The following is a 25,549-nucleotide window of genomic DNA, read 5'->3' on the forward strand; positions in this document are numbered from 1 at the left end:
TCCTCTCGAACGCTCCGCCGGTTCTGCTCCTTCTCTCGAGCGCTCCGCCGGCCTCGGTGCCCCACCTGCCGGGGCCGGCGGAGTTCAGGTCAGCTCGGCCGGCAGGGCGACCACGTCCACCAGTGCGTTGCGGCGGAGCAGGGTGATCGGCAGGTCCACGCCGATCGCCGGTCCCAGCATCAACCGCTGCAACGCCCGCACCGATCCGACCGGGCGCCCGCCCGCGGTGATCAGCACGTCGCCCAGGTAGATCCCGGCCAGCCCGGCCGGGCTGCCCGGCACCACCTCCACCACCCGCAGCCCGTGCTGCTGCGCCAGTCGTCCGGCCAGCTGCGGCGGCAACGGGATGGGCACCCCGGCGACGCCGAGCCAGGCGCGCCGGACCCGACCGGTGGCGACCAGGTCGCCGATGATCGAACGGGTGGTGCTGTTGATCGGGACGGCCAGGCCCAGGCCGTACCCGGCGACAGCGGTGTTCACGCCGACCACGGTGCCGGTGGAGTCGGCCAGCGCGCCGCCGGAGTTCCCCGGGTTCAGTGCCGCGTCGGTCTGGATCACGTCGTCGATGATCCGTACCCGGCGGCCGTCCCGGGCCGGCAGCGAGCGGCCCAGGCCGGAGACCACGCCCGCGGTGACCGAGCCGGCCAGGCCCATCGGGTTGCCGACCGCCACCACGAGCTGGCCGATCCGCAGCCGGTCGGCGTCGCCCAGCGGCGCGGCCGGGGCGCCCGGGCGGTGCACCCGGACCACCGCGAGGTCGGCGAGCGGGTCCGCGCCGACCACGTCGAAGGGCGTGTCGGTGCCGTCCGCGAACGCCGCCGAACCGGTGGTGGCGCCGGCCACCACGTGTGCGTTGGTCAGCAGGAACCCGTCGTCGGTGAAGGTGACCGCGGAGCCGGCGCCGCCGCGCGGAGAACTGATCGTGAGGGCCGCCACCGAGGGCAGGAGACGGCTGGCCACACCGGTGACGATGCGGCTGTAGGCATCGAGCGCTTCGGACTCTTCGGTGTCCATGCCAGGGTCAACACCGGGCCCGGAGACGTCGATGCCGGTAGATCGTCCGCCGTCGGCGAACACGACAACGGGGACACTGTGGACATCTACCGTCACAGATAGTCGCCACAGTCGCACACACAGTCCGACCAGCGGGGGACCCGATGCGGTTGTATGTGTCGTGACGGAGCTATGAGCCACTCCCGGACGAAGGGGTAGGGAATGGTCGACGTCGACGAGGCGGCACCTGCCGACATCGTGGATCGCCTACTGTGGCAGGACGCGCAGCAGATGCTCGGGCGGCACCTGACGGCCGGCCCGGACGGCAACTGTGTCTGGTGTGGATGGCGGTGGCCCTGCTCGGCCCGCCGGCTGGCGGAGCGCGCCGACGCGGTGTCCCGCCGGCCCTGGCGCGAGGCCTGGACCCTGCGACACGACCGCAACAGTCTGCCGGCCGCGATGTCCGAGCGCGGGCGCCCGGACCACAACCATCATCATCGGAGGTACCTGGACTGAGACTTCGACGTCGCCGACGAGCTTGACCGTCCCCCGGCAAGCCTTGGCTTCCCGGCCCGGCGTACGTCTCCCGGCGGTGACGCCGGGGCGCCCCGCCAGCGCTCCGGTATTCCCGCGCCCAAGCCCGCTCACAACCGGGCACGGATCAGCACGCCTCCGCTGATCCGCGCCTCCGGCCAGGCGCACCGGTTCGAGCGGGGCGGTTGGCGGGAGCGCGTGACTACAGGTTCCCCCGCATTCACTCGGTCGCGCGTTCCCGCCCAACCAGCGCTTTTCCTGGCCGGCCATCGTTTCTCTTTTACGCGCGTCCGCCATGGTGCGGATCGCATGCTCCCGCGCGGGCCGGGCCCGGCGATCTGGCCGCTGCGCGTCCACAGCGATCGTCGGCCCCTTCATTGCCCGTGGGCGGTCCGGGAAACCCATCCCCGTTCGCACCCACCGCCTGTTCAGAGCCCGACTTGGTCCGCCCGCGCCTGCCTTGCCCGGATCGCGGCGTAAGCCGCCCGCCATGGTGTGCCCGGCTCCGGTAGCAGCCTGAGCCGGTCTCGTCCGCTGCGCGCTCGACCCGCGCCCGCTGCGCGCTCAGCCCGGCCGCAGTCTGAGCCGTCTCCCTGCGGCGTGTGCCGTCCCGGTCGTCGTCGGGGCCCTCCCGCCCGCGGTCCTGTCCGCCGGCTGTTCTGCAGCCCTGCCCCCGGCGGCGCGCTCAATCCGTTGCAGCACGCCCCCCGTCCGCACTGCCCTTTTCTGCTGCAGCCCAGCACGCCTCGTCTGAACCCCACCCGCGCTGCCCGCTTCCCTCCCCGGCGCCAGCCCTGAGCGCTCGGTCCGCACCCCCGGTCACAGCGGGTGGGAGTAGCGGAGTTGGGGGACAGGAACGTCGTTTACAGGCTCGGTCCGGGTGGCGCCGTCGGGATGCCAGCCACCTCTCTCATAGAAGCGACGGGCCTGATGGTTTTCGGTCAGGACCCACAGGACCGCGCGGTCACCGCCGATGCTGGGCAGCTCCTTCAGCGCGTGGATCATCAGGGCGCGGCCGATGCCGGTGCCGATGTGGTCGGGGTCCACGTGGATGGCGTAGAGCTCGGCAGCCTCCGGGGTCTCGCTCGGGCCCAGGTAGCTGAAGCCGGCCAGCTCGCCGTCCACCTCGGCGAGGGTCAACCGGTGGGTCTCCCGCTCCCATCGCCAGCGCTCGGCCCACCACTCGCCGAACGACTCCGCGCTGCGGGCCTCGAGCACCTCACGGCTGATGAAACCGGAGTAGGTGGCCACCCGGGAACGCTGGTGCAGGGCGCCGACCCGGAACGGATCGGCGTCATCGGCGGGACGCAGCAGAACGCTCATGCGGTCGAGAGTAGTGCCGGATCTCGGGGGACAACCGGTTGTCCACAATGCTGGTTCGTCCACAGGGCGGTTCGCGGACCTCGGTGTTTCCCGGCAGACTGGTCAGCGGAGGACCCCCGGGAGGGTGGGACCTGTGGGCGCGGCGTCCGGACGAGACCTGCGGAGGAGACCTGCGGAGCGGTTTCCGGACGAGACCCGCGGGGCGGCCTCCGGACGAAACCTGTGGTTCGGGACCTGCGGGCGCAGCCCCGGGCAAGACCCGCGGGTGCGACCTGTCGGCGGAACCACCCGCCTGCGGCCCGAACCCGCTGGCACCGCCAAAGCCTCGACCAACGCCGAACGCGGATCCGCCCCCGATCACCCCGCCAGCAGACCCCGCCTGATCAGCGCCGCCCAGGAAACGGAACGCGCAACAGATCCTCAGCGACGGTGATCGGCCCGTCGAACTCCTTGCGGGCCTCCTCCAGGAACCGGGACGGGTCCGGATAGCGCTGGGAGAAATGGGTCAGCACCACGTGCCGCACCCCGCACTCCCGGGCCACCGCCGCCGCCTGCCCGGCCGTCAGATGCCCCACCTGCGCCGCCATCCCGGCGTCCTCGGCCAGGAACGTCGACTCGATGACCAGCAGGTCCACTCCCTGCGCCAGGGCGTAGACGTTGTCGCACAGGCCGGTGTCCATCACGAACGCCATGCTCTGCCCGGGGCGCTCCGTGCTCACCTGTTCCAGGGTCACCGCGCCGGCCCGGCCGGTCCGCTGCAGCTCGCCGACGGCCGGCCCGCTGATCCCGTGCGCGGCCAGCAGCTCCGGCACCATCCGGCGGGAGTCCGGCTCGGTGAGGCGGTACCCGTACGTCTCGATGGAATGACGCAGGGGCAGCGCCGTGAGGCGCCCGGCGGACGTCTCCGCGACGAACGCCGCGCCCACCGGCGACGGCACGATGTCGGCATTGTCCCAGTAACTGGTGGCGTGCCGGAGACGGTGGTAGAACTCCTGGCCGCCGGCCGGATAGTGCACCGAGACCGGATGCGGCACCCGGTCCAGCGAGATGCGCTGCAGGATGCCGGGCAGGCCGAGGCTGTGGTCGCCGTGGAAGTGGGTGACGCAGATCCGGGTGATCGGGGTGACCGGCAGGCCGGCCAGCAGCAGCTGCCGCTGGGTGCCCTCGCCGGGGTCGAACAGGATCACCTCGTCGTCGAAGCGGAGCAGGTAACCGTTGTGGTTGCGGTGACGGGTCGGCACCTGGCTGGCCGTGCCCAGCACGATCAGCTCACGCATCGTGTAGTTCGCGCATCGAGCGCCCCCGGTCGGAAAATGAAGCGACCCCCGGGGACTTCCATGCTCTCCGCGTTGACGAAGATCATGGTCCGGTCGGACAAGGCCGGATCCCCGGGGGCCGGGTGGCTGTCTGGTACTCGCCGGGCCGCTGCCACACGGTCTCGACGCATTCAAAACGAAGCTGTCAAGGACAGCGGCTAGCGGACAGCCACCTCACGAGTCCCGTTGCTATACAACTTCGGACCACCTCCCTTCACGTGTACGGCCACGTTAACCAGCCACGGCCGCCCGCGCCAACGGTTTTGAATCACTAGAGACGCGGGAATACCCGCGGGCCGGAGTCGGTGTACTCCACCACCAGCGAGGCCGGGCCGACGATCAGCGGGTCGGGGCGGCCGACCACCTCCTCGTCCTTCCCGGCGTACTCGAAGCGGCTCAGCACGTGCCGCATCGCCTCCAGCCGGGCGCGTTTCTTGTCGTTGCTCTTCACCACGGTCCACGGCGCGTCGGCGGTGTCGGTGTAGAAGAACATCGCCTCCTTCGCCTCGGTGTAGTCATCCCATTTGTCGAGGGACTCCAGGTCCATCGGCGAGAGCTTCCACTGCCGGACCGGGTCGACCTGGCGGATGGCGAAGCGGGTGTGCTGCTCCTTCTGGGTCACCGAGAACCAGAACTTGACCAGCTTGATGCCCGAGTTGACCAGCATCCGCTCCAGTTCCGGGGTCTGCCTGAGGAACTCCAGGTACTCCTTGCGGGTGCAGAAGCCCATCACCCGCTCCACGCCGGCCCGGTTGTACCAGGACCGGTCGAAGAGCACGATCTCACCGGCGGACGGCAGGTGCTTGATGTAGCGCTGGTAGTACCACTGCGTGCTCTCCCGCTGGTTCGGTTTCTCCAGCGCCACCACGGAGGCGCCGCGCGGGTTGAGGTGCTCCATGAAGCGCTTGATGGTGCCGCCCTTGCCGGCGGCGTCCCGGCCCTCGAAGAGGATCACCAGGCGCTCCCCGGTGTCCTTGCACCAGTTCTGCAGCTTCAGCAGCTCGATCTGGAGCAGCCGTTTGTGGTGGTCGTACTGCGCGCGGGACAACCGGTCGTCGTACGGGTAGTCCTCCCGCCACGTGTCCACCGGGGTGCCGTCCGCGTTCAGCAGACGCGGGTCATCGTCCTCGTCGTCGACCACGCGGTACCCGGTCAGCTCGGCGATCGGCCCCGCGTAGGGGTGGGTGATCGCCTCTTCGTACTCAGAGTCGACTTCAGTGCTCATCTGTCACGCCTTCATCAGCCAGCGACGAACCTTTTTACGCCGTGACGCCCGCTTCAGCACGGGGACGGCGTTGAGCGTCTCCTTACCCACGGCCTCCTGTCGACCGTAGAGGACGCCGAAGTGGAAACTGTCCGGCCCGATTTCACGCAGGGTTTCCCGGGCGATCGTGGAGTCCTGGTGGGCGCCCAGGCCGTCCTGCAGGCCGGTGAGCGCCTTGACCAGCTTCTTGGCGGGTTTGCCGGCCTCCGGGGCGATCAGTTCGACCGCGTACCGGGCCTGTTTGTACTTCTTGCGGGCGGCGTGCAGCTCCTCGTCGACGCCGTCGGCAAGTGCGGTGTCCAGCCGATCGTCCGCCTTGGCGAGCACCGCACGGACCCGTTTCGCCGGGTTGCCGGCGGCCGGCAGTGGGGCGTCGACCAGCGCGTCGATCCGGTCCAGCAGGTTCAGGTAGCGGTCGCTGTCGAGGGCGGCGACCAGTTCCTCGCGGCCCTTGGCGACCCGGTGCTCCAGGGCGGCCCGGATCCGGTGCGCGGTGGCCCGGAACTCCGGCCCGGACTCGGCGACGCCGGCCAGCAGCTTGCCCTCCAGCACCTGCGGGTCGCGGACCGCGCCGAGCACCCCGGCCAGCCAGCGCAGCTCGTCGCCGAGCTCGGCGGTGTCCTGCTCCGGGAACCAGCGGCGGAAGCTTTTCAGGGTGCTGCGCAGCCGGCGGGTCGCCACGCGCATCTTGTGTACGGCGTCCTCCTCGCCCCGCCGGGCCGCCGGGTCGTGCTCGATGATCGCGTCGCGCTGCTCCCGGGCGTACCGGGAAACGGGGTTGATCTTGTTTTTGCCGGACTCCGGTGGCGTGAGCCGGCCGGCCAGCGCGCGGGCCACCTTGGACGGGCCCGCGGCGGGACTGGCACCCGCCTTGAGCAGTACCTTCTCCACCTCGGCGAGCACCTTCTCGTCGCCGTCGACGAGTTCGACCTCGATCTCCTGCCAGGCGCTGTGGTCGTCGCCGGACTCGGCACGCACCTGGTCCTGGGCGATCAGCGCGAGGGTGCGGCCGGACTCGTCGCGCAGCGGCGTCTCGACGCGGTGGGTCCGCAGCCGGGCCACCGGCGCCAGCGGCCGGTGCCGGACGTAGGTGCGGACCAGCGCGAGCAACTCGTCGGGCACCTGCTCGCTCGCACCGGACATCCGGTGCTCCTTGCGGCCGTCCCCGTCGGCGGGGGTCTTCAGGTGCCAGCCCGCGTCGTGGCCACCGGAGCGGCGCCGAAGAGTCCGGCGATTTTTCATCAACCGGAGGTCCTCGGTGTCGAAGTACGTGGCGTCGAGATCGTGGGTCTCGGCACCGTCGACCCGGGCGATGCCGGCGGCACCGGTCAGGTCCGGAAGCTGGAAGGACTCGGGGACGTCGTACTTGCGTTCGGTCTCGGTCGCGGTCTCCACCCGATCAATGGTGCCCGCCACGGCCGTTTCGACACAGCGATGTCTCAGGTTGCCCTGGCATCGTGAAATTCTGCCCCGGTTCCCGATCGCCGCCGCGATCCGACCGGGGCGGCGGTGTTGTCACATCCCGGAAACCACCGAGGAGTCGCGGTATGGAGAAGTCGGATCGTCGCCAGGTCTCGCTCGCCGGCCTGCGGTTGATCGGAGCCGGCGCGGTGCTGGGTCTGGCGCTCGCGGCGCCGGTGAGCCCGGCGCAGGCCGCGCCGCCGCGTCCGGACACCGCGCCGGTCGCCGAGCACGACACCCCGCACCCGGACCGCTGATCCGCTTCCGGTTTTCCCGGACATTTCCGGTACGCCCGTACGCGCCCTCTCAGGCGCGCGCCGAGCGGCTCGTGTGCAGGTAGAGGGCGCGCGAGTAGTTGGCTGCCGCCGCGCCGTAATACATCGACGCCAGTGACACGTAGAAATTGTTGTTGGTGATCGCGTTCTTCGCGGCCGTCGACGCCGACCAGCGGATCTCCGCGTCCGTAGTGCCGATGCCCCGGCGCTCGCAGCGCAGCCGGTTCATCTCCTTGCCGGTCTTCCACATGTTCAGCGCGTTCTCGGCCTCGCGCATCATCGCCCGAGCCTGCTCCAGCAGGGCCTCGGCCTGCGCCCAGGCGTCCCGCTCGTCCGGATTACGGAACCGTTCGTCGTGGTGAAACAGGCTCGCTGACATTGGTCCACCTCCCACGTGTCTCACTTTCGAGTGTGCGGTGAGAGGTCGGGACCTGTCGATTTTTGTACCTCGACGGCGTGAACATTTCCGGTCAAACAGCGCCGCGCCGGATTTCACAGCGCCGCGCCGGAGTGACCCGGCCGGTCGGTCAGCCCGGGCTCAGCGGGCGCCGTCCTGCACCGGGTAGTGGATGACGACGACACCACCGGTGGCGTAGTTGGCGACATCGGCAGTCACCTGCCGGCCCTGCGGAGACGCCCTCGCCGCGGTCATCGCCGCGGCGTCGGCGAACTCGGCCTCGAAGACCGCGAAGTACGGCGGCTGTCCCTGGGTCGCTGCCACGTCGAAGCTGTAGCGCCACGCGAGCAGGCCCGGCATGCGCGTGACCAGCGGGAGATGGCGGGTCACGTAGTAGTCGCGGAAGTGGTCGGGATCGGCGGGCTCGGGATACAGCACCAGCAGCTTGTGCATGACAACCTCCGTTCGGCGGCGAGGCGGCCACGACATCCCGGGCCGTCGCCGTCTCGGCACCGCCACCTCCGACGCCCGGCCGGTCGCCGAACCCCGTGGTGATCGCCTCCCAAAGCCCCCTGAGTGCTTCGGAAATCGAATCGATGAGAGGCACGATAATGTGTCGGATATCGAAGCGGCAAGAGGGGACGGGGCGACGGATGGCGGGACCCATGCCGGGACGGGCGGTCCGCGGGTCGAGCACCGGCCGGCCACTGATGGCCGCCCTCGACCTGTTCGGCCGCAGGTGGAACCTGCGCATCGTCTGGGAACTGCGACACGGGCCGGTCGGGTTCCGCGCGCTGCGGGAGCGCTGCGACAACATGTCCTCCAGCGTGCTGCGGCAACGACTGACCGAGCTGCTCGACGCCGCCCTCGTCGAGCAGCATCCGGACGCCAGCTACGCCCTCACCGAGCTGGGCCACAGCGCCCGCCGCGCGCTGCGCCCACTCATCCGCTGGTCCGCGGAGTGGGCCGAGACCCTCTCCGCCGCCGACTCCGAAGAGGCCCGCTAGCGGTTCTGCCATCGAAGCGGGGTGGACGCGGCACATGTGGCACCAGCCGTGCCGGCCGCCGGTGTCGCGTCCGCGGCCCGCGGACTTCGCCGTTTCCCGCTCGCGCGGAGCCGGCATTCCGGCACAAGGCTCCAGGCCAGGCTCACTCGATGAATTTCGAGTCCGTATAGCCCATCTGGCGCATCTTCGAGGCCGTGAACACGACCACGATCTCGTCCCCCGGAATGAACACGCTTTCCGGGTTGGGGAACTGCGGAATACCGGCGACGAACCACACCGGGCCGCCGTCGAAGTCCAACCGCAGAGCGGTGGGAACGTCTACGTCATGCGATCGGCCGACCACTTGACCGTTCGACCGCATGGCAGGTCCGATAGTGAACCGTTCCCATGACACCCGCGCATCGCGCACCGGCTGTCCCAGCACCGCTGTCCAGCGCGAGTCGGTACTCGGCCCGACCCGTTGCGTCCCATTCTGGTCGACGTGGCGGTCAATCGGTTGCAGGAATACCTCGACGCCGTACGGATAGAACGTCGCAGTCCAGGTCACCGTCACCGGACCCGCACCGGTCGTCAACTGCACGCCCATCACCGCGTGGTGCCAATCGCCGAAGTCCCACTCGGCGTCCGGCCCCATGCCGTTCAGGTCCCAATATCCGACGGAAAGCACGCGGCGGCCCCGCAGCGAGCCGACTCGACGGTCGAAGTCGGCGCGTACCTCGGAATCTTGGATGGTCATAGCTGCAGGATCTCCCCGCAATGCCGGGCCCGACAACACCGTTGACAACCGGCGGTCGTACGCGAAACTGCCGCCGAAGTGCCGTAACTCGGCCAACCGGTTCCCACGCGAGGGCCGCTGCCGGGAAAGGCAGCGGCCCTACGGCGGTGGGACTAAACAGATTAAATGGTCTTTGCCACGCCAGTAGGACAAGTCAGGCCGTTGGGGCCGTGATTGCAATAACCGTTCGGGTTCTTCGTGGGGGCGAGGTACTGCTGGTGGTAGTCCTCGGCGTAGTAGTACTCGCCGAGCGGGCGGATCTCGGTGGTGATCTCGCCCAGGCCGGCCTTGCTGACCACCGGCTGGAACGCCGCCAGGGACGCCCGCGCGGTCTCGGCCTGCGCCTCCGTGGTGGTGTAGATCGCCGAGCGGTACTGGGTACCCACGTCGTTGCCCTGGCGCATGCCCTGCGTCGGGTCGTGGTTCTCCCAGAACGCCTTCAGCAGCCGCTCGTAGCTGATCTTGCTGGGGTCGTAGACCACCTGCACGACCTCGGTGTGGCCGGTGGTGCCCGAGCACACCTCCTCGTAGGTCGGGTTGGCGGTGAACCCGCCGGCGTACCCGGCCGAGGTGGAGTGGACGCCCGGCAGCTGCCAGAAGATCCGCTCGGCGCCCCAGAAACAGCCCATCCCGAAGACGGCGACCTCGTAGCCGGTCGGCCACGGGCCCTCCAGCGGGGTGCCCAGGACCTCGTGCTTGTCGGAGACCGGCATCGAGATCAGCCGGCCCGGCAGCGCGGTCTCGGCGGTGGGCAGGTCAAGCTTCTTGTGCCGCAGGAACACGGTCACTCCCTTCGTCCGCTGTCTGTAACGCCGAGGCGGCGGTATTCCTTACCGATGTTCTCGGCGAACTCCGCCGCCTCCTCGTCGCCGGCGTACTTGTGCCGGGGCCAGAAGAATCCGCGCAGGCCGTCGCCCTTGGTGCGGGGGACGACGTGGGTGTGCAGGTGGGGCACCGACTGGGAGACGAGGTTGTTCATCGCGACGAAGGTGCCGGTGCTGCCGGTGGCGCCGGGGACCGCGGCCGCCACCCGCTGAACGAAGGCGAAGTATCCCGGAAGGAGCTCGGCCGGGAGGTCGACGAGCTGGACGACGTGCGGCCGTGGAACGACCAGGACATGCCCCTTGAAGACCGGCCTGGTGTCGAGGAAAGCGAGCCCGGCAGCCTCGTCGGCGACCTTGAACGCGGGCACCTCGCCCGCCACGATTCGACAGAACACGCAGTCGGCCACGGAGTGAGACTAGCCTTGCGCTACATGACAACCGATCACAATCTGGCCGGTGGAGCAGGCTTCGACACCCTCGCCATCCACGCGGGCCAGGACCCGGACCCCCGCACCGGCGCGGTGGTTCCGCCGATCTATCAGACCAGCACGTACGCACAGGACGCGGTCGGTTCCCCCCGGCTCGGCTACGAGTACAGCCGCTCCGGCAACCCGACCCGGGACTCGCTGCAGGAGTGCCTCGCGGCGATCGAGGGCGGCCGGCGTGGGCTGGCCTTCGCCAGCGGTCTCGCGGCCGAGGACACCCTTTTGCGTACGGTCTGCCGGCCCGGTGACCACGTCGTCATCCCGAACGACGCCTACGGCGGCACGTACCGCCTGTTCGCCAAGGTCGCCGAGCGGTGGGGTCTGGCCTGGACCGCCGCCCCGCTGGACGACCTGGACGCGGTGCGCGCCGCGTTCCGCCCCGGCCACACCCGGATGATCTGGGCCGAGACGCCGACCAACCCGCTGCTCAACATCGCCGACATCCCGGCGCTGGCCGGGCTGGCCCACGAGTACGACGCGCTGCTCACGGTGGACAACACGTTCGCCTCGCCGTACCTGCAGCAGCCGCTCGCGCTGGGTGCCGACGTGGTGGTCCACTCCACCACCAAGTACCTGGGCGGACACTCCGACGTGGTCGGCGGCGCCCTGGTGGTGGCGGACACCGGCCTCGGCGACGAGCTGGCGTTCCACCAGAACGCGATGGGCGCGGTGAACGGTCCGTTCGACGCGTGGCTGACCGTGCGCGGCATCAAGACCCTTGGCGTACGCATGGACCGGCACTGTGACAACGCCGAGCGGATCGTCGCCTTCCTGAGCGAGCACGAGAAGGTGTCCCGGGTGCTCTACCCGGGGCTGGACTCGCACCCGGGGCACGAGACAGCGGCCAAGCAGATGCGCCGGTTCGGCGGCATGGTGTCGTTCCGGGCGGCCGGCGGCGCCGAGCAGGCGATCGAGATCTGCAACCGGACGAAGCTCTTCGTGCTCGCCGAGTCGCTGGGCGGGGTCGAGTCGCTGATCGAGCACCCGGGCCAGATGACACATCTGTCGGCTGCGGGCTCAGCGCTTGAAGTTCCCGCCGATCTCGTGCGACTGTCTGTCGGCATCGAAACCGTTGACGATCTGCTCGCCGACCTGGAGCAGGCGCTCGGCTAGGCATCGGAACCGCGGGAGATTCGGCGATGGACACGACGACCTGGGTGGGCGCCACCGCGAAACAGATCGCTAGGGCGGTCCGGCGCGGGGATACCAACGCCACCCAGGTCGTGGCCGACCACCTGGAGCAGATCGGCATCTCCGACCCGGCGCTCGGCGCGTTCCGGGTGGTCCGCGGCGGTGAGGCGATCACCGAGGCGGAAAAGGTCGACGAGCAGGAGGACCTGGCCAATCTCCCGCTGGCCGGGGTGCCGGTGGCGGTCAAGGAGAACACCGCGGTGGCCGGCCTGCCGACCTGGCACGGTTCGGCCGCGGCCCGTACCGCGGAGGTGGCCGAGGAGGACCACGAGGTGGTCCGCCGGCTGCGCGGGGCGGGCGCGGTGGTGGTCGGCGTCACGAAGATGCCGGAGATGGGTCTGTGGGCGGTCACCGACGACGAGAACGGGCCGACCCGCAATCCGTGGGACCTGGACCGCACGCCCGGTGGCTCGTCCGGTGGCTCGGCCGCCGCGGTGGCCGCCGGGCTGGTCCCGATGGCGCAGGGCAACGACGGGCTCGGCTCGATCCGGATCCCGGCGGCCTGCTGCGGCCTGGTCGGCCTCAAGCCGGGCCGCGGCGTGGTGCCCGTCGACTTCGGCGACAAGGACTGGTTCGGCCTGGTGGAGAACGGCGTGCTGACCACCACGGTGGCGGACGCCGCGCTCGGCTTCAGCGTGCTGGCCGGGATGGCGCCGGCCAAGCTGGTCGAGCCGGCGCGGCTGCGGGTCGGGGTGTCGCTGCGCTCGCCGATCTCCGGGGTCAAGCCGGACGAGGCGAACGTCTCGGCGGTCACCAAGGCGTCGAAGCTGCTGGTCGACGCCGGGCACGACACGGTGGTGGCGGATCCGCGCTATCCCACCGCGGTGCAACTCGGCGTGCTGGCCACCTGGTTCGCCGGGGCGTACAAGAACTCCGAGGGTCTTGATCTGCGCACCCTGCAGCCGCGCACCCGGCGGCACATCCGGCTCGGCCGGGCCGCGACCCGGGCCGGGCTGGTCCGCGAGTCGCAGCGGGCCGCGTGGCGGGAGCGGTCGATCGGCTTCTTCGCCGACCGCAACGTGGACCTGCTGCTCACCCCGGCGCTGGCCACCGCCCCGCCGCCGGCGCTGCAGTACTCGTCGATCCCGTGGTACCGCAACATGCGCGCGAACGCCGAGTACGCGCCCTACGCGGCACCGTGGAACTTCGCCGGGCTGCCGGCCATCGTGGTGCCGGTCGGGTTCCGGCCGGACGGGCTGCCGCTCGCCGTGCAACTGGTCGGCCCGCCGGACTCGGAGCTGCTGCTGCTCTCGGTGGCCGGCCAGTTCGAGGTGCGGAACCCCTGGCAGCGTCACGCCCTCGTGTGATGAATCCCGGACGGGTGGCACGATGGGTCCCCATGACCGACCTGCTCTCCCTGTCCGACGTCGAGGCGGCCCGGAAGCTGCTCGGCGAGGTCGTCAAGACCACGCCGCTGGTGACGTCCCGCCCGCTCTCCGAGATCACCGGGGTGCCGGTCTGGCTCAAGTGCGAGCACCAGCAGCGCGCCGGGTCCTACAAGGTGCGCGGCGCCTACACCCGGATCGCCCGGCTCTCCGAGGCCGAGCGGGCGCGCGGGGTGGTCGCGGCCAGCGCCGGTAATCACGCGCAGGGCGTGGCGCTGGCGGCCGGCCTGCTGGGCATCAAGGCGACCGTCTTCATGCCGGAGGGCGCGCCGCTGCCCAAGGTCACCGCGACCAAGGGGTACGGCGCTGCCGTCGAGTACGCCGGGACCAGCGTCGACGACGCGCTCGCCGCGGCCGGCGACTTCGCCCGGCGGACCGGGGCGGTGCTGATCCACCCGTTCGACCACCCGGACGTGATCGCCGGGCAGGGCACCGTCGCGCTGGAGATCCTGGAGCAGTGCCCGGAGGCGAGCACCATCGTCACCGCTGTCGGTGGCGGTGGACTGATCTCCGGCCTCGCCGTCGCGGCCAAGGCGCTCCGGCCCGACCTGCGGATCGTCGGGGTGCAGGCGAGCGGGGCCGCCGCGTTCCCGCCCTCGCTGGCCGCCGGTGCCCCGCACAAGCTGGACGCCTGCGCCACCATCGCGGACGGCATCGCCGTGCTGCGGCCCGGCGACCTCACCTTCGCGCACGTCGCCAAGCTGGTCGACGACGTCGTCACGGTCACCGACGAGGACCTGTCGGCGGCGCTGCTGGTGCTTCTCGAGCGGCACAAGATGGTGGTCGAGCCGGCCGGCGCCGCCGCGGTGGCGGCCCTGCTCACCGGCGCCTACGTGCCACCGCGCGACGGCGGCCCGGTGGTGGCCGTGCTGTCCGGCGGCAACATCGACCCGATGCTGCTGCTGAAGGTCATCGAGCACGGTCTCGCCTCGGCCGGCCGCTACCTGCGCCTGGCGGTGCGCTGCACCGACCGGCCCGGCCAGCTGGCCCGGATGCTGCGCGAGATCGCCGAGCAGCGGGCCAACATCGTCGACGTGGTGCACTCCCGGCAGAGCCCCCGGCTGGGCTTCGGCGAGGTGGAGGTGGCGCTCTCGGTGGAGACCCGCGGCCCGGCCCACTCGGCGGCGCTGATCAGCGCCCTGCGCGACGCCGGTTACCGGGTCGCCCTGCTGGCCGACGCGACCCCCTGACCGGAGGTTGCCGAGGCGCCCGCCGACCATGGATGATCCTGCTTCGTGTCGATGGTCTCGGTGGTGACGAGCTGCCCGAAGTGCACGGCGGCGACGATCAGCAAGCGGTCCGCTGAGCCCTGGTGTCCCGCCTGTGAATGGAACCTGGACCGGTTCGAGGCGGACCGGGCGCCGGAGCTCGGCTGGCGCTGGCTGGACCGGCGGCTGTTCGGTGCGGCGTACCGGCTGACCGAGCGACAGTTCGCCGAGCTGAAGGGCGCGCCCCGGGCCGGCCGTCCGGCGTCCGCCGCCCGGATCGCCACCATCGCCCTGTCGGTGGTGCTGCTCGCCGCGGTCGCCGCGCTGCTGGTGACCGGCGTCTGGCTGGCCACCTACGACTTCTTCGCCCCGATCAACCTGATCGGGGCGTTGCTGGTGCTGATCGCTGTGGCGCTCCGCCCCCGCCTGGGCCGGCTGTCCCGACTCACCGCGGGCCGGCAGGAGCTGGACCGGTCCACCGCGCCGGCCCTGTTCGCGGTGATCGAGCGGGTGGCCGCGGCGGTCGGCGCGCCGATGCCGGACGTGGTGCTGCTCTCCGCCGACCGGAACGCGTTCACCACCACGGTCGGGCTGCGCCGCCGTCGTGTGCTCTGCCTGGGCGCCCCGCTCTGGGCGGTGCTGGACCCGCAGGAACGGGTTGCGCTGCTGGGGCACGAGCTGGGCCACTTCGTGAACGGGGACGTCCGCCGTGGCATGGTGACCCAGGCCGCGGTGACCACTCTCGGACAGGTGGCGTACCTGTTGGCGCCTCGGGGGCGCCGCAGCGGCTTCGTCGAGATGGTTGTCGACCTTCTGGCCCGGACGGCGGCCCGCCTCTTCCTGGTGCTGCACCTGGTGCTGGTGTGGATCAGCATGCGTGACTCCCAGCGCGCCGAGTACCGGGCCGACGAGATGGCGGCGCGGGCCGGCGGCAGCGACGCGGCGATCCGGCTGTCCGACCAGTTCCTGTTCGACGACGCGATCGACACCGTGGTGCGGCGGGAGGCTCGGGCCGGCAACGGCGCGGCGGCGTGGCGGACCGCCGCGGACGAGGCGCGCACCGGGCTGTCCGTGGACGTTTCGGCGTTCCGGCAGCTCAGTAGGCGTACCGAAGCATCGCTTTTCGCTTCTCATCCGCCCGCTGGACTGCGGGCCGGACTGATCGCCGCGCGGGCCGCCCAGCCGGCCGCTGTCGTCCTGACGGAGCCGGAACGGGCCCGGATGGACGACGAGCTCGCGGCGCACTACGAGCGAGTGCGCCGCGAGCTCGCCGCAGCGGTCTGGTGAGGGTCAGCCCTCGAAGGCGCCGAACTTGACGACGGTGACCTTGATGTCGGCGCCGCTGGGCGCGGTGTAGGTCACGGTCTGGCCCGGGCGGGCGCCGAGGATCGCCTTGCCGAGCGCCGACTCCGGGCTGTACACGGTGAGGTCGGTGGTCGACGAGATCTCCCGCGAGCCGAGCAGGAACGTCTCGGTGTCGGCCTGGTCGTCGTCGAAGTAGATCGTCACGACCGAGCCGGGCACCACGCTGTCGGCGGCCTGGACCTCGCCGACCTCGGCGTTGCGCAGGAACTCCTTCAAGTACAGGATCCGGCCCTCCTGGCGGCTCTGCTCCTCGCGGGCCGCGTGGTAGCCGCCGTTCTCCCGGAGGTCGCCCTCCTCGCGCCGGGCGTTGATCTCCGCCGCTATCGCCGGCCGGCCTGCGATCAACTCGTCGAGCTCGGCCTGCAGCCGGTCGTATGCGTCCTGGGAGAGCCAGGTCTTCGGCGCCTCGGAACTGGACACGGTCGATCTCCTTGCTGGACGTGAAGTGCGAAAAGCTGAAACGGGCAGTGCACAACGTGAGTGCGTCGGAACGCAGCGAATCACCAACCTTACCAGCGGTACGCCGCACGCCGGACCGGTCGATCTCCCGCCCGAGGTCAGCCGGCCGGGCGGCAGCTCATCACGTCGCCCACCGAACCGCGCGCGGTCGTCGGCACCGTCTCGGAGACCACTACCTCGCCGCCGCCGTCCGGGGCGGGCACGGTGACGGTCCGGGTTCCCAACTCGTAACCCTGGTAATCGCGGGCCCGCAGCACGCAGGAGGCGGTCTCGCCGGCCGGCACCCGGACCCGGAATTTGATCACCATCTGGGTGTCGGCGGGCTCGTTCCAGCCGATGATCTCCGGGCGGTAATCGGTCTGCCCGAATTTCTGGTAATAGGCCCAGGTCACCCCGAGGGCGGCGATCCCGAAGACGGCGGCGGCCACGATCAGCGGCAGCGGGCGGCGCCGGCGGCCGTCCCGGCGCCGGCCGTATCGCCCGGGCGGGAAAACCGGAGTTGTGGCGCGCGTCTCGCTCACCTGGCGGCCCTCTCGTGCGTTTGTCGTCGGGTAATCGGCAAGAATGGCAGTGTTTCATCATCGCAGCCGAGCTCGCGCTGTCGGCCGGCAGGCTGCTGGCTGGCAGGCCAGGTCGAGAGGGTCTTAACAACTGTGGCTGAGCAACTGCGTCTCATGACTGTGCACGCGCACCCCGACGACGAGTCCAGCAAGGGTGCCGCCACGATGGCGAAATACGTCGCGGAGGGTGCCCAGGTGCTCGTGGCCACCTGTACCGGCGGCGAGCGCGGCAGCGTGCTGAACCCGAAGATGGACCGCCCCGAGGTGCTGGCGGACATCACCAACATCCGCCGCAAGGAGATGGACCGGGCCCGCGAGATCCTCGGGGTGGACCAGGCCTGGCTCGGCTTCGTCGACTCCGGGCTGCCCGAGGGCGACCCGCTGCCGCCGCTGCCGGAGGGCTGCTTCGGCCTGCAGGACCCGCAGGAGGCGGCGAAACCGCTGATCAAGCTGATCCGCGAGTTCCGCCCGCACGTCATGACCACCTATGACGAGAACGGCGGTTACCCGCACCCCGACCACATCATGTGCCACAAGGTGTCGGTGGTCGCGTTCGACCAGGCCGGTGACCCGGAGCTCTACCCGGAGCTGGGTGAGCCGTGGCAGCCACTGAAGCTGTACTACAACTCCGGCTGGACCCGGGCGCGGATGCTCGCGCTGCACGAGGGCATGCTCGCGGCCGGGCTGGAGTCGCCGTACGCGGAGTGGCTGGAGAAATGGTCGGACCGGCAGGACCGGGGCGACAAGATCACCACCCGGGTCGAGTGCGGGGAGTACTTCGCGGTCCGCGACGACGCGCTGCGCGCGCACGCCACCCAGGTGGATCCGGACGGGTTCTGGTTCCACATCCCGCTGGAGATGCAGCAGAAGGTGTGGCCGACCGAGGACTTCGAGCTGGCCCGCTCACTGGTGGACAGCCCGATTCCGGAGTCCGACCTGTTCGCGGGCATCCGGGAGAAGGTCGAGGCGGCCTGAGCAGTACGCTTGGGTCGTGGACATTCTCGCGGTCAACAACTTCGGGGACACCCGGGGCGGCGGCCTCGCCGGCCCCATGGGCCTGTTCCTGATCGTCCTGATGTGTATTGCGACGGTCGCGTTGATCCGCAACATGAACAAGCGCATCCGTCGGCTTCCCGACAGTTTTGACGCCGAAGCCGAGCGTGGACGTGTGGCGGAAATCGCGCGGCTCAATGCGGATCTCGAGCGGTCCGGCGGCGACGGCACCGGTGATGTCGAAGCGGATCGATCGACCAAGACCGGCGGTGGCGCGGAGTCCGAGGTGGCGGCGGTCGCCGACGACAAAACCGAGTCCGCATCGGACACCGGCCGCGACTCGCGCTGATCGTCGCGTCGCCCATCGCACCGGCCGTCCGGCCCGCGGTGGGCGACGAGTGGCGCCGGTCGTTCGCCGTCAAGCCCTGTTGCGTTCATCGGTATTGATTTAGCCTTCCGCCGGGGGCCATACGGCTTCCGGGACCCTGCGCGGAAGGGGGCGCCGAGATGAGTGCATTCCGGCGCCGAGTCGCTCCAGGGCATCTGCACGTGCATCGTCTCGTGCCATGCCGGCAGGCGCGATCATGAGCGGTCCATCCGCACCGCACCGTCGTGCGTGGACCGCCCTGACCGGCCGTTCCCGGCCGGTGCGCGTGCTGACCGTCACCGTCGTGGTCGCCGCCGTCGCCGCGGTGCTCCTCGGCGCGCTGCAACCCCCGCACCTGCCGCCCGGCAGCCCGCTCTCCGCCGTGGACGGCGTCTGCGTGGCCACCGTGCTGGCCGCCATCGCTCAGCTGGCCGGCCTGCGCTTCCGGCTCGGGCCGGACGCGATCTCGGTGAGCTGGGCCGAGGCGGCGGTGGTGGTCGGCCTGGTGATCTGCCCGGCCGGCTGGCTGCCGGCCGCCACCCTGGCCGGTATCGGCGCCGCCTGGCTGCTGCTGGCCTGGCTGACCGGGGTGCGCAACCCGGCCGAGATCGTCCACCTGGTCGCCTCGATGACGCTCGGTGTCTCGGCGGCCGCCCTGGTCACGTCGCTGCTGGCCGACGGCGCCGGGGTGCGCAGCGGCCGGCTGGCGCTGGCCCTGGTCGCCGGTGCGGCCACCTACTTACTGATCACTTTCGGCCTGGTGGTGCTCACCCTCACCCTGGAGCGCGACGTCCCGCCGGCCCAGCTCGCCGCCAAGGTGCTCTACGCCAAGGCGCCGATGTCGGCCGGCAACGTGATCGTCGGCCTCGGCGCGGTCGTCGCGCTGGTCCGCGAGCCGCTCTGGCTGCTCGCCTTCGGCCCGGCGCTGTGGCTGCTGCACCGCACCTACCGCTTCCACCTGCGGGCCGCCGAGGAGCGCCGGATGTGGGAGGCGTTCGCCGCCGCCACCGCGCGCCTGCCCGGTGTGAGCGAGGCCGAGGTGGCCCGGGCCGGACTGCGCGGCGCGCTGGACGTCTTCGGTGCCCGCCGCGTGCAACTGGAGTTGCGCTCCGAGCGGGGCAGCCGGAAATACACCGAGGACGGGCCCGGGCAGAGCCCGGACGTCACGCACTCCGGGCCGGCGGTCACCCGCAGCATGGCGGTGGCCGGCCGGCCGGTCGGCGAGCTCACCCTGTGGCTCGGCGAGCCGACCCTGCCGGTGCCGCACGACGAGGCGGCGCTCACCGCGTACGGGGAGGCGCTGGCCGGGGCGCTCCGCGACGCGGCCGCCCACCAGCGGATCGCCGAGCTGGACGCCCGGGTCGCGCACGACCGGGTGCACGACCCGCTGACCGGGCTGATCAACCGGGCCGCGCTGGTCAGCGACGGGGACGCGGTGCTGCGCGCCGGCGAGCGCGGCCGGCCGGCCGCCCTGCTGCTGCTCGACGTGGTGGACTTCCGCGAGGTGAACAGCACGCTCGGGCACCGCGGCGGCGACGAGGTGTTGCGGCTGATCGCCGAGCGGCTCACCGAGCAGGCCCGGCCCGGCGAGCTGGTCGCGCGGACCGGCGACGACGAGTTCGCCCTGCTGGTGCCCCGGCTGACCACGCTGGCCGGCGCCTCCGGGGCGCCGCACTCGCTCTCCCAGGCCCTGCGCCGGGCCCGGGAGCTGGTCGAGCAGCTGCGGCTGCCGATGCGGGTGGCCGGGGTGCGGCTCGCCGTCGAGGTGACCGTCGGCGCTGTGGTCGCCCCGGCCGGCCAGGTCGAGGTGGGTGAGCTGCTGCGCCGCGCCGCGCTGGCCGCCGGCCGGGCCCGGGAGCAGGGGCTGACCGTCGGCACGTACGACAGCGGCCAGGACGCCAGCAGCACCGACCGGCTGGCGCTGCTCGCCGAGCTGCAGGACGCGTTCGCCGCCGACGACCAGATCGTGCTGCACCTGCAGCCCGCCGTCGATCTGATCACCGCTGAGCCGACCGGCTGCGAGGCGCTGGTCCGCTGGCGGCACCCGCGGCGCGGCCAGCTCTCCCCGGCCGAGTTCCTGCCCGCGGTGGAGCGCAGCGAGCTGCTCATCCCGTTCACCCGGCGGGTGCTCGACCTGGCCCTGGCCGCCGCCGCCGACTGGACGGCGCACGGCATCGACGTGCCGGTCTCGGTCAACGTGTCGGCTCGCAGCCTGACCGACCCGACCTTCCCGGCCCAGGTCACCGAGGCGCTGCGGCGGCACCGGACCCCGGCCTCCCGGCTGGTCCTGGAGATCACCGAGTCGGTGGCGATCAGCGAGCAGGAGATCGTCGACGAGGTCCTCGCGCGGCTGCGGGCCGGTGGGGTGCAGGTCTCGCTGGACGACTTCGGCACTGGGTTCTCCTCGCTCGCCTCGGTCACCCGGATGCCCGTCGACGAGATCAAGATCGACCGTACGTTCGTGGACGAGATGATCGACTCGGCGGCGGCCGGCGCTGTGGTGCGCGGCGCTGTCGAGCTGGGCGCGCGGCTCGGCGTCCGGGTGGTGGCCGAGGGGATCGAGACCGTCGAGCAGCGTGCGGCGCTGATCGCGCTCGGCTGCCCGTCCGCACAGGGTTACCACTTCTGCAAGCCGATGCCCGCTGACAAGATCGTGCAGGCGCTGTCCCAGCTGCGGGACTCCTCGTCGGCCAAGGTGACCCCGCTGCGCGCCGACGACGCCTCCTGAGCACCGCTCCTCCAGGTGACCGTGCGCTGACATGCGCCTGGTCGAGCCGCGCCTGGTGGAGCGCCGCTTCGCCGGCCCGCGCTTCGTCCAGCGGCGCCTTGTTGATCGCCGCGCCCGAGTTGCCCGCTCGTTGATCGTCACGTTCCGGCCGGCGTGAGAGGCTGGGGACATGGCCAACCGTCTCGCCGACGCCACCTCGCCCTACCTGCTGCAGCACCGGGACAACCCGGTCGACTGGTGGCCGTGGTGCGAGGAGGCGTTCGCGGAGGCCCGCCGGCGGGACGTGCCGGTGCTGATCTCGGTCGGTTACGCGGCCTGCCACTGGTGTCACGTCATGGCGCACGAGTCCTTCGAGGACGAGGCGGTCGCCGCGCGGCTCAACGAGAACTTCGTGGCGATCAAGGTGGACCGCGAGGAGCGGCCCGACGTGGACGCCGTCTACATGACCGCCACCCAGGCGATGACCGGGCAGGGTGGCTGGCCGATGACGGTGTTCGCCACCCCCGGTGGGGACCCGTTCTTCTGCGGCACCTACTTCCCGAAACCACACTTCAACCGCCTGCTCGACTCGGTCACCACGGCCTGGCGGGACCAGCGGGACGACGTGCTCAAGCAGGGCGCGGCGGTGGTCGAGGCGGTCGGCGGCGCCCAGCTGGTCGGCGGGCCGACCGCGCCGATCTCGGCCGAGCTGCTGGCCGCCGCGGCCGAGGGGCTGGCCAAGGAGCACGACCAGACCTACGGCGGGTTCGGCGGCGCGCCCAAGTTCCCGCCGCACATGAACCTGCTGTTCCTGCTGCGCCACCACGAGCGCACCGGCTCGGCCGAGGCGCTGGAACTGGCCCGGCACGCCGGCGAGCAGATGGCCCGCGGCGGCATCTACGACCAGCTGGCCGGCGGTTTCGCGCGCTACGCGGTGGACGCGCACTGGACCGTGCCGCACTTCGAGAAGATGCTCTACGACAACGCGTTGCTGCTGCGGGTCTACACCCAGCTCTGGCGGCTGACCGGGGACGTGCTGGCCCGGCGGGTGGCCGACGAGACCGCCGCGTTCCTGCTCCGTGACCTGGGCACGCCGGCCGGTGGGCTGGCCTCGTCGCTGGACGCGGACACCGACGGGGTGGAGGGTCTGACATACGCGTGGACCCCGGCCCAGCTCACCGAGGCGCTCGGCGAGGACGACGGCGCCTGGGCGGCCGACCTCTTCCGGGTCACCCCGGACGGCACGTTCGAGCACGGCACGAGCGTGCTGGTCCTGGCCCGCGACATCGACGCCGCCGACCCGGAGATCACCGCTCGCTGGCGGGACGTCCGCGCCCGGCTGCTCGCGGCCCGCGCGCGGCGGCCACAGCCGGCTCGCGACGACAAGGTCGTCGCCTCCTGGAACGGGCTGGCGATCACCGCGCTGGCCGAGCACGGGGTGCTGACCGGGTCGCCGGAGTCCCGTTCGGCGGCTGTCGCGCTCGCCGAGGCGCTGGCCGATCGGCACCTGGTGGACGGGCGGCTGCGGCGTGTCTCCCGGGACGGCCGGACCGGCGAGCCCGCCGGGGTGCTCGACGACTACGGGTGCGTCGCCGAGGCGTTCCTGGCGGTGCACCAGATCACCGCGGATCCGCGCTGGTTGCGGTCGGCGGGCGGCTTGCTGGACGTCGTTCTGGCCCATTTCGGTACGCCGTCGGGTGGCTTCTACGACACCGCCGACGACGCCGAGCAGCTGCTCACCCGCCCGGCCGACCCGACCGACAACGCCACGCCGTCCGGGCTGGCGTCGGCGTGCGCGGCGCTGGTCGGTTACGCGGCGCTGACCGGCGAGACGGCGTACCGGGAGGCGGCGGACGCGGCCCTGGCCACGGTGGGTCCGCTGATCGGCGGGCATCCGCGGTTCGCCGGTTACTCGGCGATGGTGGCGGAGGCGGCGCTGGCCGGTCCCTACGAGATCGCAGTCGCCACCGACGACCTGGCCGACCCGCTGGTCACCGAGGCCTATCGAGAGGCCCCGGCCGGCACCGTCATCGTCGCCGGCGCCCCGGACCTGCCGGGCGTGCCGCTGCTGGCCGACCGCCCGATGATCGACGGCAAACCCACCGCCTACGTGTGCCGCGGTTTCGTCTGCGACCGCCCGGTCACCTCTCCCCAGGAGCTGATCGCCCGCTTCCAGCGCTGACCGGCGTCAGCTCGCCGGCGGCAGGTGATCGCCCGGGGCGGACTGCAAGAGCCAGGCGAGGGGCAGCTTGGTCGCCGTCTCGCAGTCGTCGCTGCCGTTGCTGCGATAAAGGGTCACCGTGTTCGCCGGATCGCGGTCGACCACCCAGTAGTGGGGGATGCCGGCGCGAGCATATTCCTTGACCTTGTGCTCCCGATCGGTGGTCCGGGAACTGGGCGAGACGATCTCGATGGCTAGCACCAGGCGGGTTGTCTTCGGCCAGACTCCCTGCGGAGGCTCTGTCCAGAGAGTCACATCCGGTATGCGACCACCGTCGCCCTCCGGCAGTGAAATGCGGATGCCCACGGCTTGCAGGATCTGCCGCGGCGGCCAACCGGCGGCGAGGAGCCATGCGAACAGGTCGCTGGCGATTCCGGCGTGCTCCGCATCGGGCGGCAGCGTGATGGTGACCACGCCCTCGGCGCTGAGCTCGAACCGATGGCCGTATTCGTCGGCCTCGATCATGGCGGTGAGGTTGTTGAGCGTGACGACAGGCGGCACGGACTTGGCGAATGCCTCTGCGCTCATACCGCCGTGCTAGTGGCTGCGCCTGCCGCTTTCCTCCATCACGCGGGGTCGTCCGGTGTCTGGCGGGAAGGGCTGCGGGCGTACCGGAAGCAGGTTTTGATCTCGGGGTGGCTGATCGGAAATGGGACGGCACCGGGTTGATTTCCGGAGGTCGGGAGGGCGTCGCTAGGCTGGGCGGGCGATGGATACCCGAACCGGTCTGCCTGTGGTCGGCATGGTGGGGGGCGGGCAGCTGGCCCGGATGACCCACCAGGCCGCTATTTCCCTGGGTCAGTCACTGCGCGTGCTCAGTGAGAAGCCCGATGACTCCGCTGCCCTGGTCGCGGCGGACGTGCCGATCGGCACGCACACCGATCTCGCGGCGCTGCGTGAGTTCGCCAAGGGGTGCGACGCTGTCACCTTCGACCACGAGCATGTGCCGACCGAGCACATCGAGGCGCTCGAGGCCGAGGGCGTGAAGATCTTCCCCGGGTCGAAAGCGCTGGTCTTCGCTCAGGACAAGGGCATGATGCGGGAGCGGCTGGGTGCGCTCGGCGCGCCGGTGCCGCGCTGGGCGCGGGTCAGCACGGCCGCCGAGATCGAGGCGTTCGCCGGTGGGTCCTGGCCGGTGGTGGCCAAAGCCACCCGAGGCGGGTACGACGGCCGTGGCGTCTGGATGGTCGGCTCCCGGGAGGCGGCCGAGGACCTGGTGTCGACGGGCATCCCGCTGATCGTCGAGGAGCGGGTGCCGTTGCGGCGCGAGCTGGCGGCGCTCGTGGCGCGGTCGCCGTTCGGGCAGGTCGCGGCGTACCCGGTGGTGGAGACGGTGCAGCGGGACGGGATCTGCGTGGAGGTGATCGCGCCGGCTCCGGACCTTTCCGAGGAGCGCGCGCTCGACGCCCAGCAGCTCGCCATCGACCTGGCCACCGAGCTGGGCGTGGTCGGCCTGCTCGCCGTCGAGCTGTTCGAGACCGACGCCGGCATCGTGGTGAACGAGCTGGCGATGCGCCCGCACAACTCCGGGCACTGGACCATCGAGGGGGCCCGGACCTCGCAGTTCGAGCAGCACCTGCGGGCCGTCCTGGACTATCCGATGGGCGCCACCGCGCTGACCGCCCCCGTCGTGGTGATGGCGAACGTGCTGGGTGGCGAGCCTGGCGGGATCTCCATCGACGAGCGGCTGCACCACCTGTTCGCCGAGGTCCCCGACGCCCGGGTGCACCTCTACGGCAAACAGGTCCGGCCGGGCCGCAAGATCGGGCACGTCACGGTGCTCGGCGACGATCTGACATCGGTACGCGCGCGGGCCGCGCGAGCCGCTCGGTGGCTTCAGGAAGGCAAGTGATGGCACCCTCCGTCGGCATCATCATGGGCAGCGACTCGGACTGGCCGACCATGGAGGCGGCCGCCCTGGCGCTGGCCGAGTTCGAGGTGCCGTTCGAGGTCGGCGTGGTCTCCGCGCACCGGACCGTACGCAAGATGGTGGACTACGCGGAGTCGGCGGCCGGGCGCGGCATCAAGGCGATCATCGCGGGGGCCGGTGGCGCGGCGCACCTGCCGGGCATGGTCGCGGCGCTCACCCCACTGCCGGTGATCGGCGTCCCGGTGCCGCTGAAGCACCTGGACGGGATGGACTCGCTGCTCTCGATCGTGCAGATGCCGGCCGGTGTCCCGGTGGCCACCGTGTCGATCGGCGGGGCGCGCAACGCGGGGCTGCTCGCGGTCCGGATCCTCGGGGCTTCCGACCCGGCGCTGCGGCAGAAGATGGTCGACTTCCAGGCCGGTTTGGAGAAACTGGTCGCGGAGAAGGACGCCGCTCTCCGCGACAAGCTGCTCGGTTAGCGGTGGTGGGTCGTGTCGCCGGCCTGAGGTGACGGAGCACGCTCGGGGCCCGGCGTGGGCGCGGGGTGGAGCCTGCTGGGTTCCGCGTGC

General features: G+C 71.3%; 27 protein-coding genes. 14 read left to right on the forward strand and 13 right to left on the reverse strand.

The window, feature by feature from the left end; translation table 11 throughout:
• Window positions 1–84 precede the first annotated feature (84 nt).
• Window positions 85–1,014 (reverse strand): S1C family serine protease, encoded by a 930-nt coding sequence (locus Actob_RS03945; RefSeq protein ID WP_284918664.1) that lies wholly within the window; start codon window positions 1,012–1,014, stop codon window positions 85–87.
• Between the two features lie 201 nt (window positions 1,015–1,215).
• Here Actob_RS03945 and Actob_RS03950 point away from each other — a divergent pair, with 201 nt between their 5' ends.
• A complete protein-coding gene (locus Actob_RS03950) occupies window positions 1,216–1,509 on the forward strand; it encodes a hypothetical protein (RefSeq protein ID WP_284918665.1) in 294 nt (97 codons plus the stop codon).
• A gap of 837 nt (window positions 1,510–2,346) precedes the next feature.
• Here the strand turns inward: Actob_RS03950 and Actob_RS03955 are convergent.
• The 4 genes from Actob_RS03955 to Actob_RS03970 form a co-directional block, all read right to left on the reverse strand.
• Window positions 2,347–2,850, reverse strand: a complete 504-nt coding sequence (locus Actob_RS03955; RefSeq protein ID WP_284918666.1) for a GNAT family N-acetyltransferase — start codon at window positions 2,848–2,850, stop codon at window positions 2,347–2,349.
• Window positions 2,851–3,233: 383 nt separating this feature from the next.
• A complete protein-coding gene (locus tag Actob_RS03960; protein WP_284918667.1) occupies window positions 3,234–4,127 on the reverse strand; it encodes a ribonuclease Z in 894 nt (297 codons plus the stop codon).
• Between the two features lie 310 nt (window positions 4,128–4,437).
• Window positions 4,438–5,391 carry a polyphosphate kinase 2 gene (gene ppk2 / locus Actob_RS03965; protein WP_284918668.1) on the reverse strand — a complete coding sequence of 318 codons (954 nt, stop codon included), beginning with the start codon at window positions 5,389–5,391 and terminating at the stop codon, window positions 4,438–4,440.
• A 3-nt stretch (window positions 5,392–5,394) separates the two neighbouring features.
• Window positions 5,395–6,825 carry a CYTH and CHAD domain-containing protein gene (locus tag Actob_RS03970; RefSeq protein WP_284918669.1) on the reverse strand — a complete coding sequence of 477 codons (1,431 nt, stop codon included), beginning with the start codon at window positions 6,823–6,825 and terminating at the stop codon, window positions 5,395–5,397.
• 152 nt (window positions 6,826–6,977) lie between these two features.
• On the opposite strand from Actob_RS03970, the gene Actob_RS03975 reads away from it, so the two are divergent.
• Complete coding sequence (locus Actob_RS03975) at window positions 6,978–7,148, forward strand: hypothetical protein (protein WP_284918670.1); 171 nt, start codon at window positions 6,978–6,980, stop codon at window positions 7,146–7,148.
• Between the two features lie 49 nt (window positions 7,149–7,197).
• Here Actob_RS03975 and Actob_RS03980 read toward each other — a convergent pair whose 3' ends face one another.
• Both Actob_RS03980 and Actob_RS03985 read right to left on the reverse strand, forming a co-directional pair.
• Window positions 7,198–7,545 carry a hypothetical protein gene (locus Actob_RS03980; protein WP_284918671.1) on the reverse strand — a complete coding sequence of 116 codons (348 nt, stop codon included), beginning with the start codon at window positions 7,543–7,545 and terminating at the stop codon, window positions 7,198–7,200.
• A 159-nt stretch (window positions 7,546–7,704) separates the two neighbouring features.
• The gene (locus Actob_RS03985; RefSeq protein WP_284918673.1) at window positions 7,705–8,016 is read right to left on the reverse strand and encodes an EthD family reductase; all 312 of its coding nucleotides are present in this window, start codon (window positions 8,014–8,016) and stop codon (window positions 7,705–7,707) included.
• A gap of 212 nt (window positions 8,017–8,228) precedes the next feature.
• Here Actob_RS03985 and Actob_RS03990 point away from each other — a divergent pair, with 212 nt between their 5' ends.
• The gene (locus tag Actob_RS03990) at window positions 8,229–8,570 is read left to right on the forward strand and encodes a winged helix-turn-helix transcriptional regulator (RefSeq protein ID WP_284918674.1); all 342 of its coding nucleotides are present in this window, start codon (window positions 8,229–8,231) and stop codon (window positions 8,568–8,570) included.
• 142 nt (window positions 8,571–8,712) lie between these two features.
• Here Actob_RS03990 and Actob_RS03995 read toward each other — a convergent pair whose 3' ends face one another.
• The 3 genes from Actob_RS03995 to Actob_RS04005 all read right to left on the reverse strand — a co-directional run bounded on the left by Actob_RS03995 (window position 8,713) and on the right by Actob_RS04005 (window position 10,576).
• Window positions 8,713–9,306: a hypothetical protein gene (locus tag Actob_RS03995; RefSeq protein WP_284918675.1), complete on the reverse strand. Its 594-nt coding sequence runs from the start codon at window positions 9,304–9,306 to the stop codon at window positions 8,713–8,715.
• Window positions 9,307–9,467: 161 nt separating this feature from the next.
• Window positions 9,468–10,127 (reverse strand): peptide-methionine (S)-S-oxide reductase MsrA, encoded by a 660-nt coding sequence (gene msrA / locus Actob_RS04000; RefSeq protein ID WP_284918676.1) that lies wholly within the window; start codon window positions 10,125–10,127, stop codon window positions 9,468–9,470.
• A 2-nt stretch (window positions 10,128–10,129) separates the two neighbouring features.
• Window positions 10,130–10,576: an HIT family protein gene (locus Actob_RS04005; protein WP_284918678.1), complete on the reverse strand. Its 447-nt coding sequence runs from the start codon at window positions 10,574–10,576 to the stop codon at window positions 10,130–10,132.
• 24 nt (window positions 10,577–10,600) lie between these two features.
• Between Actob_RS04005 and Actob_RS04010 the strand changes: the two genes are divergently transcribed.
• From Actob_RS04010 to Actob_RS04025, 4 genes are read left to right on the forward strand one after another with little or no spacing between them, the layout of a single operon-like run.
• Window positions 10,601–11,767 carry a cystathionine gamma-synthase gene (locus tag Actob_RS04010; protein WP_284918680.1) on the forward strand — a complete coding sequence of 389 codons (1,167 nt, stop codon included), beginning with the start codon at window positions 10,601–10,603 and terminating at the stop codon, window positions 11,765–11,767.
• Window positions 11,768–11,793: 26 nt separating this feature from the next.
• The gene (locus tag Actob_RS04015; RefSeq protein WP_284918681.1) at window positions 11,794–13,152 is read left to right on the forward strand and encodes an amidase; all 1,359 of its coding nucleotides are present in this window, start codon (window positions 11,794–11,796) and stop codon (window positions 13,150–13,152) included.
• Between the two features lie 32 nt (window positions 13,153–13,184).
• Window positions 13,185–14,420 (forward strand): threonine ammonia-lyase, encoded by a 1,236-nt coding sequence (gene ilvA, locus Actob_RS04020; RefSeq protein WP_284918682.1) that lies wholly within the window; start codon window positions 13,185–13,187, stop codon window positions 14,418–14,420.
• A 51-nt stretch (window positions 14,421–14,471) separates the two neighbouring features.
• Window positions 14,472–15,725, forward strand: coding sequence for a M48 family metallopeptidase (locus tag Actob_RS04025; protein ID WP_284922227.1), 1,254 nt, complete (start codon window positions 14,472–14,474; stop codon window positions 15,723–15,725).
• A gap of 3 nt (window positions 15,726–15,728) precedes the next feature.
• Here the strand turns inward: Actob_RS04025 and greA are convergent, their stop codons facing one another.
• Window positions 15,729–16,223, reverse strand: coding sequence for a transcription elongation factor GreA (greA, locus tag Actob_RS04030; protein ID WP_284918683.1), 495 nt, complete (start codon window positions 16,221–16,223; stop codon window positions 15,729–15,731).
• A gap of 137 nt (window positions 16,224–16,360) precedes the next feature.
• A complete protein-coding gene (locus Actob_RS04035) occupies window positions 16,361–16,783 on the reverse strand; it encodes a DUF4307 domain-containing protein (RefSeq protein ID WP_284918684.1) in 423 nt (140 codons plus the stop codon).
• Window positions 16,784–16,915: 132 nt separating this feature from the next.
• Here Actob_RS04035 and mca point away from each other — a divergent pair, with 132 nt between their 5' ends.
• From mca to Actob_RS04060, 5 genes are all read left to right on the forward strand, one after another.
• Window positions 16,916–17,797: a mycothiol conjugate amidase Mca gene (mca, locus tag Actob_RS04040; protein WP_284918687.1), complete on the forward strand. Its 882-nt coding sequence runs from the start codon at window positions 16,916–16,918 to the stop codon at window positions 17,795–17,797.
• Between the two features lie 16 nt (window positions 17,798–17,813).
• On the forward strand, window positions 17,814–18,164 hold the full coding sequence (locus Actob_RS04045) for a hypothetical protein (RefSeq protein ID WP_284918688.1): 351 nt from the start codon (window positions 17,814–17,816) through the stop codon (window positions 18,162–18,164).
• Between the two features lie 235 nt (window positions 18,165–18,399).
• Complete coding sequence (locus Actob_RS04050) at window positions 18,400–20,910, forward strand: putative bifunctional diguanylate cyclase/phosphodiesterase (RefSeq protein WP_284918689.1); 2,511 nt, start codon at window positions 18,400–18,402, stop codon at window positions 20,908–20,910.
• Window positions 20,911–20,941: 31 nt separating this feature from the next.
• Window positions 20,942–21,067 carry a hypothetical protein gene (locus Actob_RS04055; RefSeq protein ID WP_284918690.1) on the forward strand — a complete coding sequence of 42 codons (126 nt, stop codon included), beginning with the start codon at window positions 20,942–20,944 and terminating at the stop codon, window positions 21,065–21,067.
• Window positions 21,068–21,079: 12 nt separating this feature from the next.
• The gene (locus Actob_RS04060; protein WP_284918691.1) at window positions 21,080–23,071 is read left to right on the forward strand and encodes a thioredoxin domain-containing protein; all 1,992 of its coding nucleotides are present in this window, start codon (window positions 21,080–21,082) and stop codon (window positions 23,069–23,071) included.
• A gap of 6 nt (window positions 23,072–23,077) precedes the next feature.
• On the opposite strand, the gene Actob_RS04065 is transcribed toward Actob_RS04060, so the two are convergent.
• On the reverse strand, window positions 23,078–23,638 hold the full coding sequence (locus tag Actob_RS04065; RefSeq protein ID WP_284918692.1) for a Uma2 family endonuclease: 561 nt from the start codon (window positions 23,636–23,638) through the stop codon (window positions 23,078–23,080).
• 181 nt (window positions 23,639–23,819) lie between these two features.
• On the opposite strand from Actob_RS04065, the gene Actob_RS04070 reads away from it, so the two are divergent.
• Window positions 23,820–24,962, forward strand: a complete 1,143-nt coding sequence (locus Actob_RS04070) for a 5-(carboxyamino)imidazole ribonucleotide synthase (RefSeq protein WP_284918693.1) — start codon at window positions 23,820–23,822, stop codon at window positions 24,960–24,962.
• Window positions 24,962–25,459 (forward strand): 5-(carboxyamino)imidazole ribonucleotide mutase, encoded by a 498-nt coding sequence (gene purE / locus Actob_RS04075; protein ID WP_284918694.1) that lies wholly within the window; start codon window positions 24,962–24,964, stop codon window positions 25,457–25,459. The genes Actob_RS04070 and purE overlap by 1 nt, the downstream gene beginning before the upstream one ends.
• Window positions 25,460–25,549: the final 90 nt, after the last annotated feature.

Origin of the sequence: Actinoplanes oblitus, assembly GCF_030252345.1 — a bacterium.
Lineage (GTDB): Bacteria > Actinomycetota > Actinomycetes > Mycobacteriales > Micromonosporaceae > Actinoplanes > Actinoplanes oblitus.

What these genes read in the sequence shown, in the direction of transcription:
- Actob_RS03945 (WP_284918664.1), bottom strand. Translation starts at nt 1,014, where the DNA reads ATGGACACCGAAGAGTCCGAAGCGCTCGATGCCTACAGCCGCATCGTC.
- Actob_RS03950 (WP_284918665.1), top strand. Translation starts at nt 1,216, where the DNA reads ATGGTCGACGTCGACGAGGCGGCACCTGCCGACATCGTGGATCGCCTA.
- Actob_RS03955 (WP_284918666.1), bottom strand. Translation starts at nt 2,850, where the DNA reads ATGAGCGTTCTGCTGCGTCCCGCCGATGACGCCGATCCGTTCCGGGTC.
- Actob_RS03960 (WP_284918667.1), bottom strand. Translation starts at nt 4,127, where the DNA reads ATGCGTGAGCTGATCGTGCTGGGCACGGCCAGCCAGGTGCCGACCCGT.
- ppk2 (WP_284918668.1), bottom strand. Translation starts at nt 5,391, where the DNA reads ATGAGCACTGAAGTCGACTCTGAGTACGAAGAGGCGATCACCCACCCC.
- Actob_RS03975 (WP_284918670.1), top strand. Translation starts at nt 6,978, where the DNA reads ATGGAGAAGTCGGATCGTCGCCAGGTCTCGCTCGCCGGCCTGCGGTTG.
- Actob_RS03980 (WP_284918671.1), bottom strand. Translation starts at nt 7,545, where the DNA reads ATGTCAGCGAGCCTGTTTCACCACGACGAACGGTTCCGTAATCCGGAC.
- Actob_RS03985 (WP_284918673.1), bottom strand. Translation starts at nt 8,016, where the DNA reads ATGCACAAGCTGCTGGTGCTGTATCCCGAGCCCGCCGATCCCGACCAC.
- Actob_RS03990 (WP_284918674.1), top strand. Translation starts at nt 8,229, where the DNA reads ATGCCGGGACGGGCGGTCCGCGGGTCGAGCACCGGCCGGCCACTGATG.
- Actob_RS03995 (WP_284918675.1), bottom strand. Translation starts at nt 9,306, where the DNA reads ATGACCATCCAAGATTCCGAGGTACGCGCCGACTTCGACCGTCGAGTC.
- Actob_RS04010 (WP_284918680.1), top strand. Translation starts at nt 10,601, where the DNA reads ATGACAACCGATCACAATCTGGCCGGTGGAGCAGGCTTCGACACCCTC.
- Actob_RS04015 (WP_284918681.1), top strand. Translation starts at nt 11,794, where the DNA reads ATGGACACGACGACCTGGGTGGGCGCCACCGCGAAACAGATCGCTAGG.
- ilvA (WP_284918682.1), top strand. Translation starts at nt 13,185, where the DNA reads ATGACCGACCTGCTCTCCCTGTCCGACGTCGAGGCGGCCCGGAAGCTG.
- Actob_RS04025 (WP_284922227.1), top strand. Translation starts at nt 14,472, where the DNA reads ATGGTCTCGGTGGTGACGAGCTGCCCGAAGTGCACGGCGGCGACGATC.
- Actob_RS04050 (WP_284918689.1), top strand. Translation starts at nt 18,400, where the DNA reads ATGAGCGGTCCATCCGCACCGCACCGTCGTGCGTGGACCGCCCTGACC.
- Actob_RS04055 (WP_284918690.1), top strand. Translation starts at nt 20,942, where the DNA reads ATGCGCCTGGTCGAGCCGCGCCTGGTGGAGCGCCGCTTCGCCGGCCCG.
- Actob_RS04060 (WP_284918691.1), top strand. Translation starts at nt 21,080, where the DNA reads ATGGCCAACCGTCTCGCCGACGCCACCTCGCCCTACCTGCTGCAGCAC.
- Actob_RS04065 (WP_284918692.1), bottom strand. Translation starts at nt 23,638, where the DNA reads ATGAGCGCAGAGGCATTCGCCAAGTCCGTGCCGCCTGTCGTCACGCTC.
- Actob_RS04070 (WP_284918693.1), top strand. Translation starts at nt 23,820, where the DNA reads ATGGATACCCGAACCGGTCTGCCTGTGGTCGGCATGGTGGGGGGCGGG.
- purE (WP_284918694.1), top strand. Translation starts at nt 24,962, where the DNA reads ATGGCACCCTCCGTCGGCATCATCATGGGCAGCGACTCGGACTGGCCG.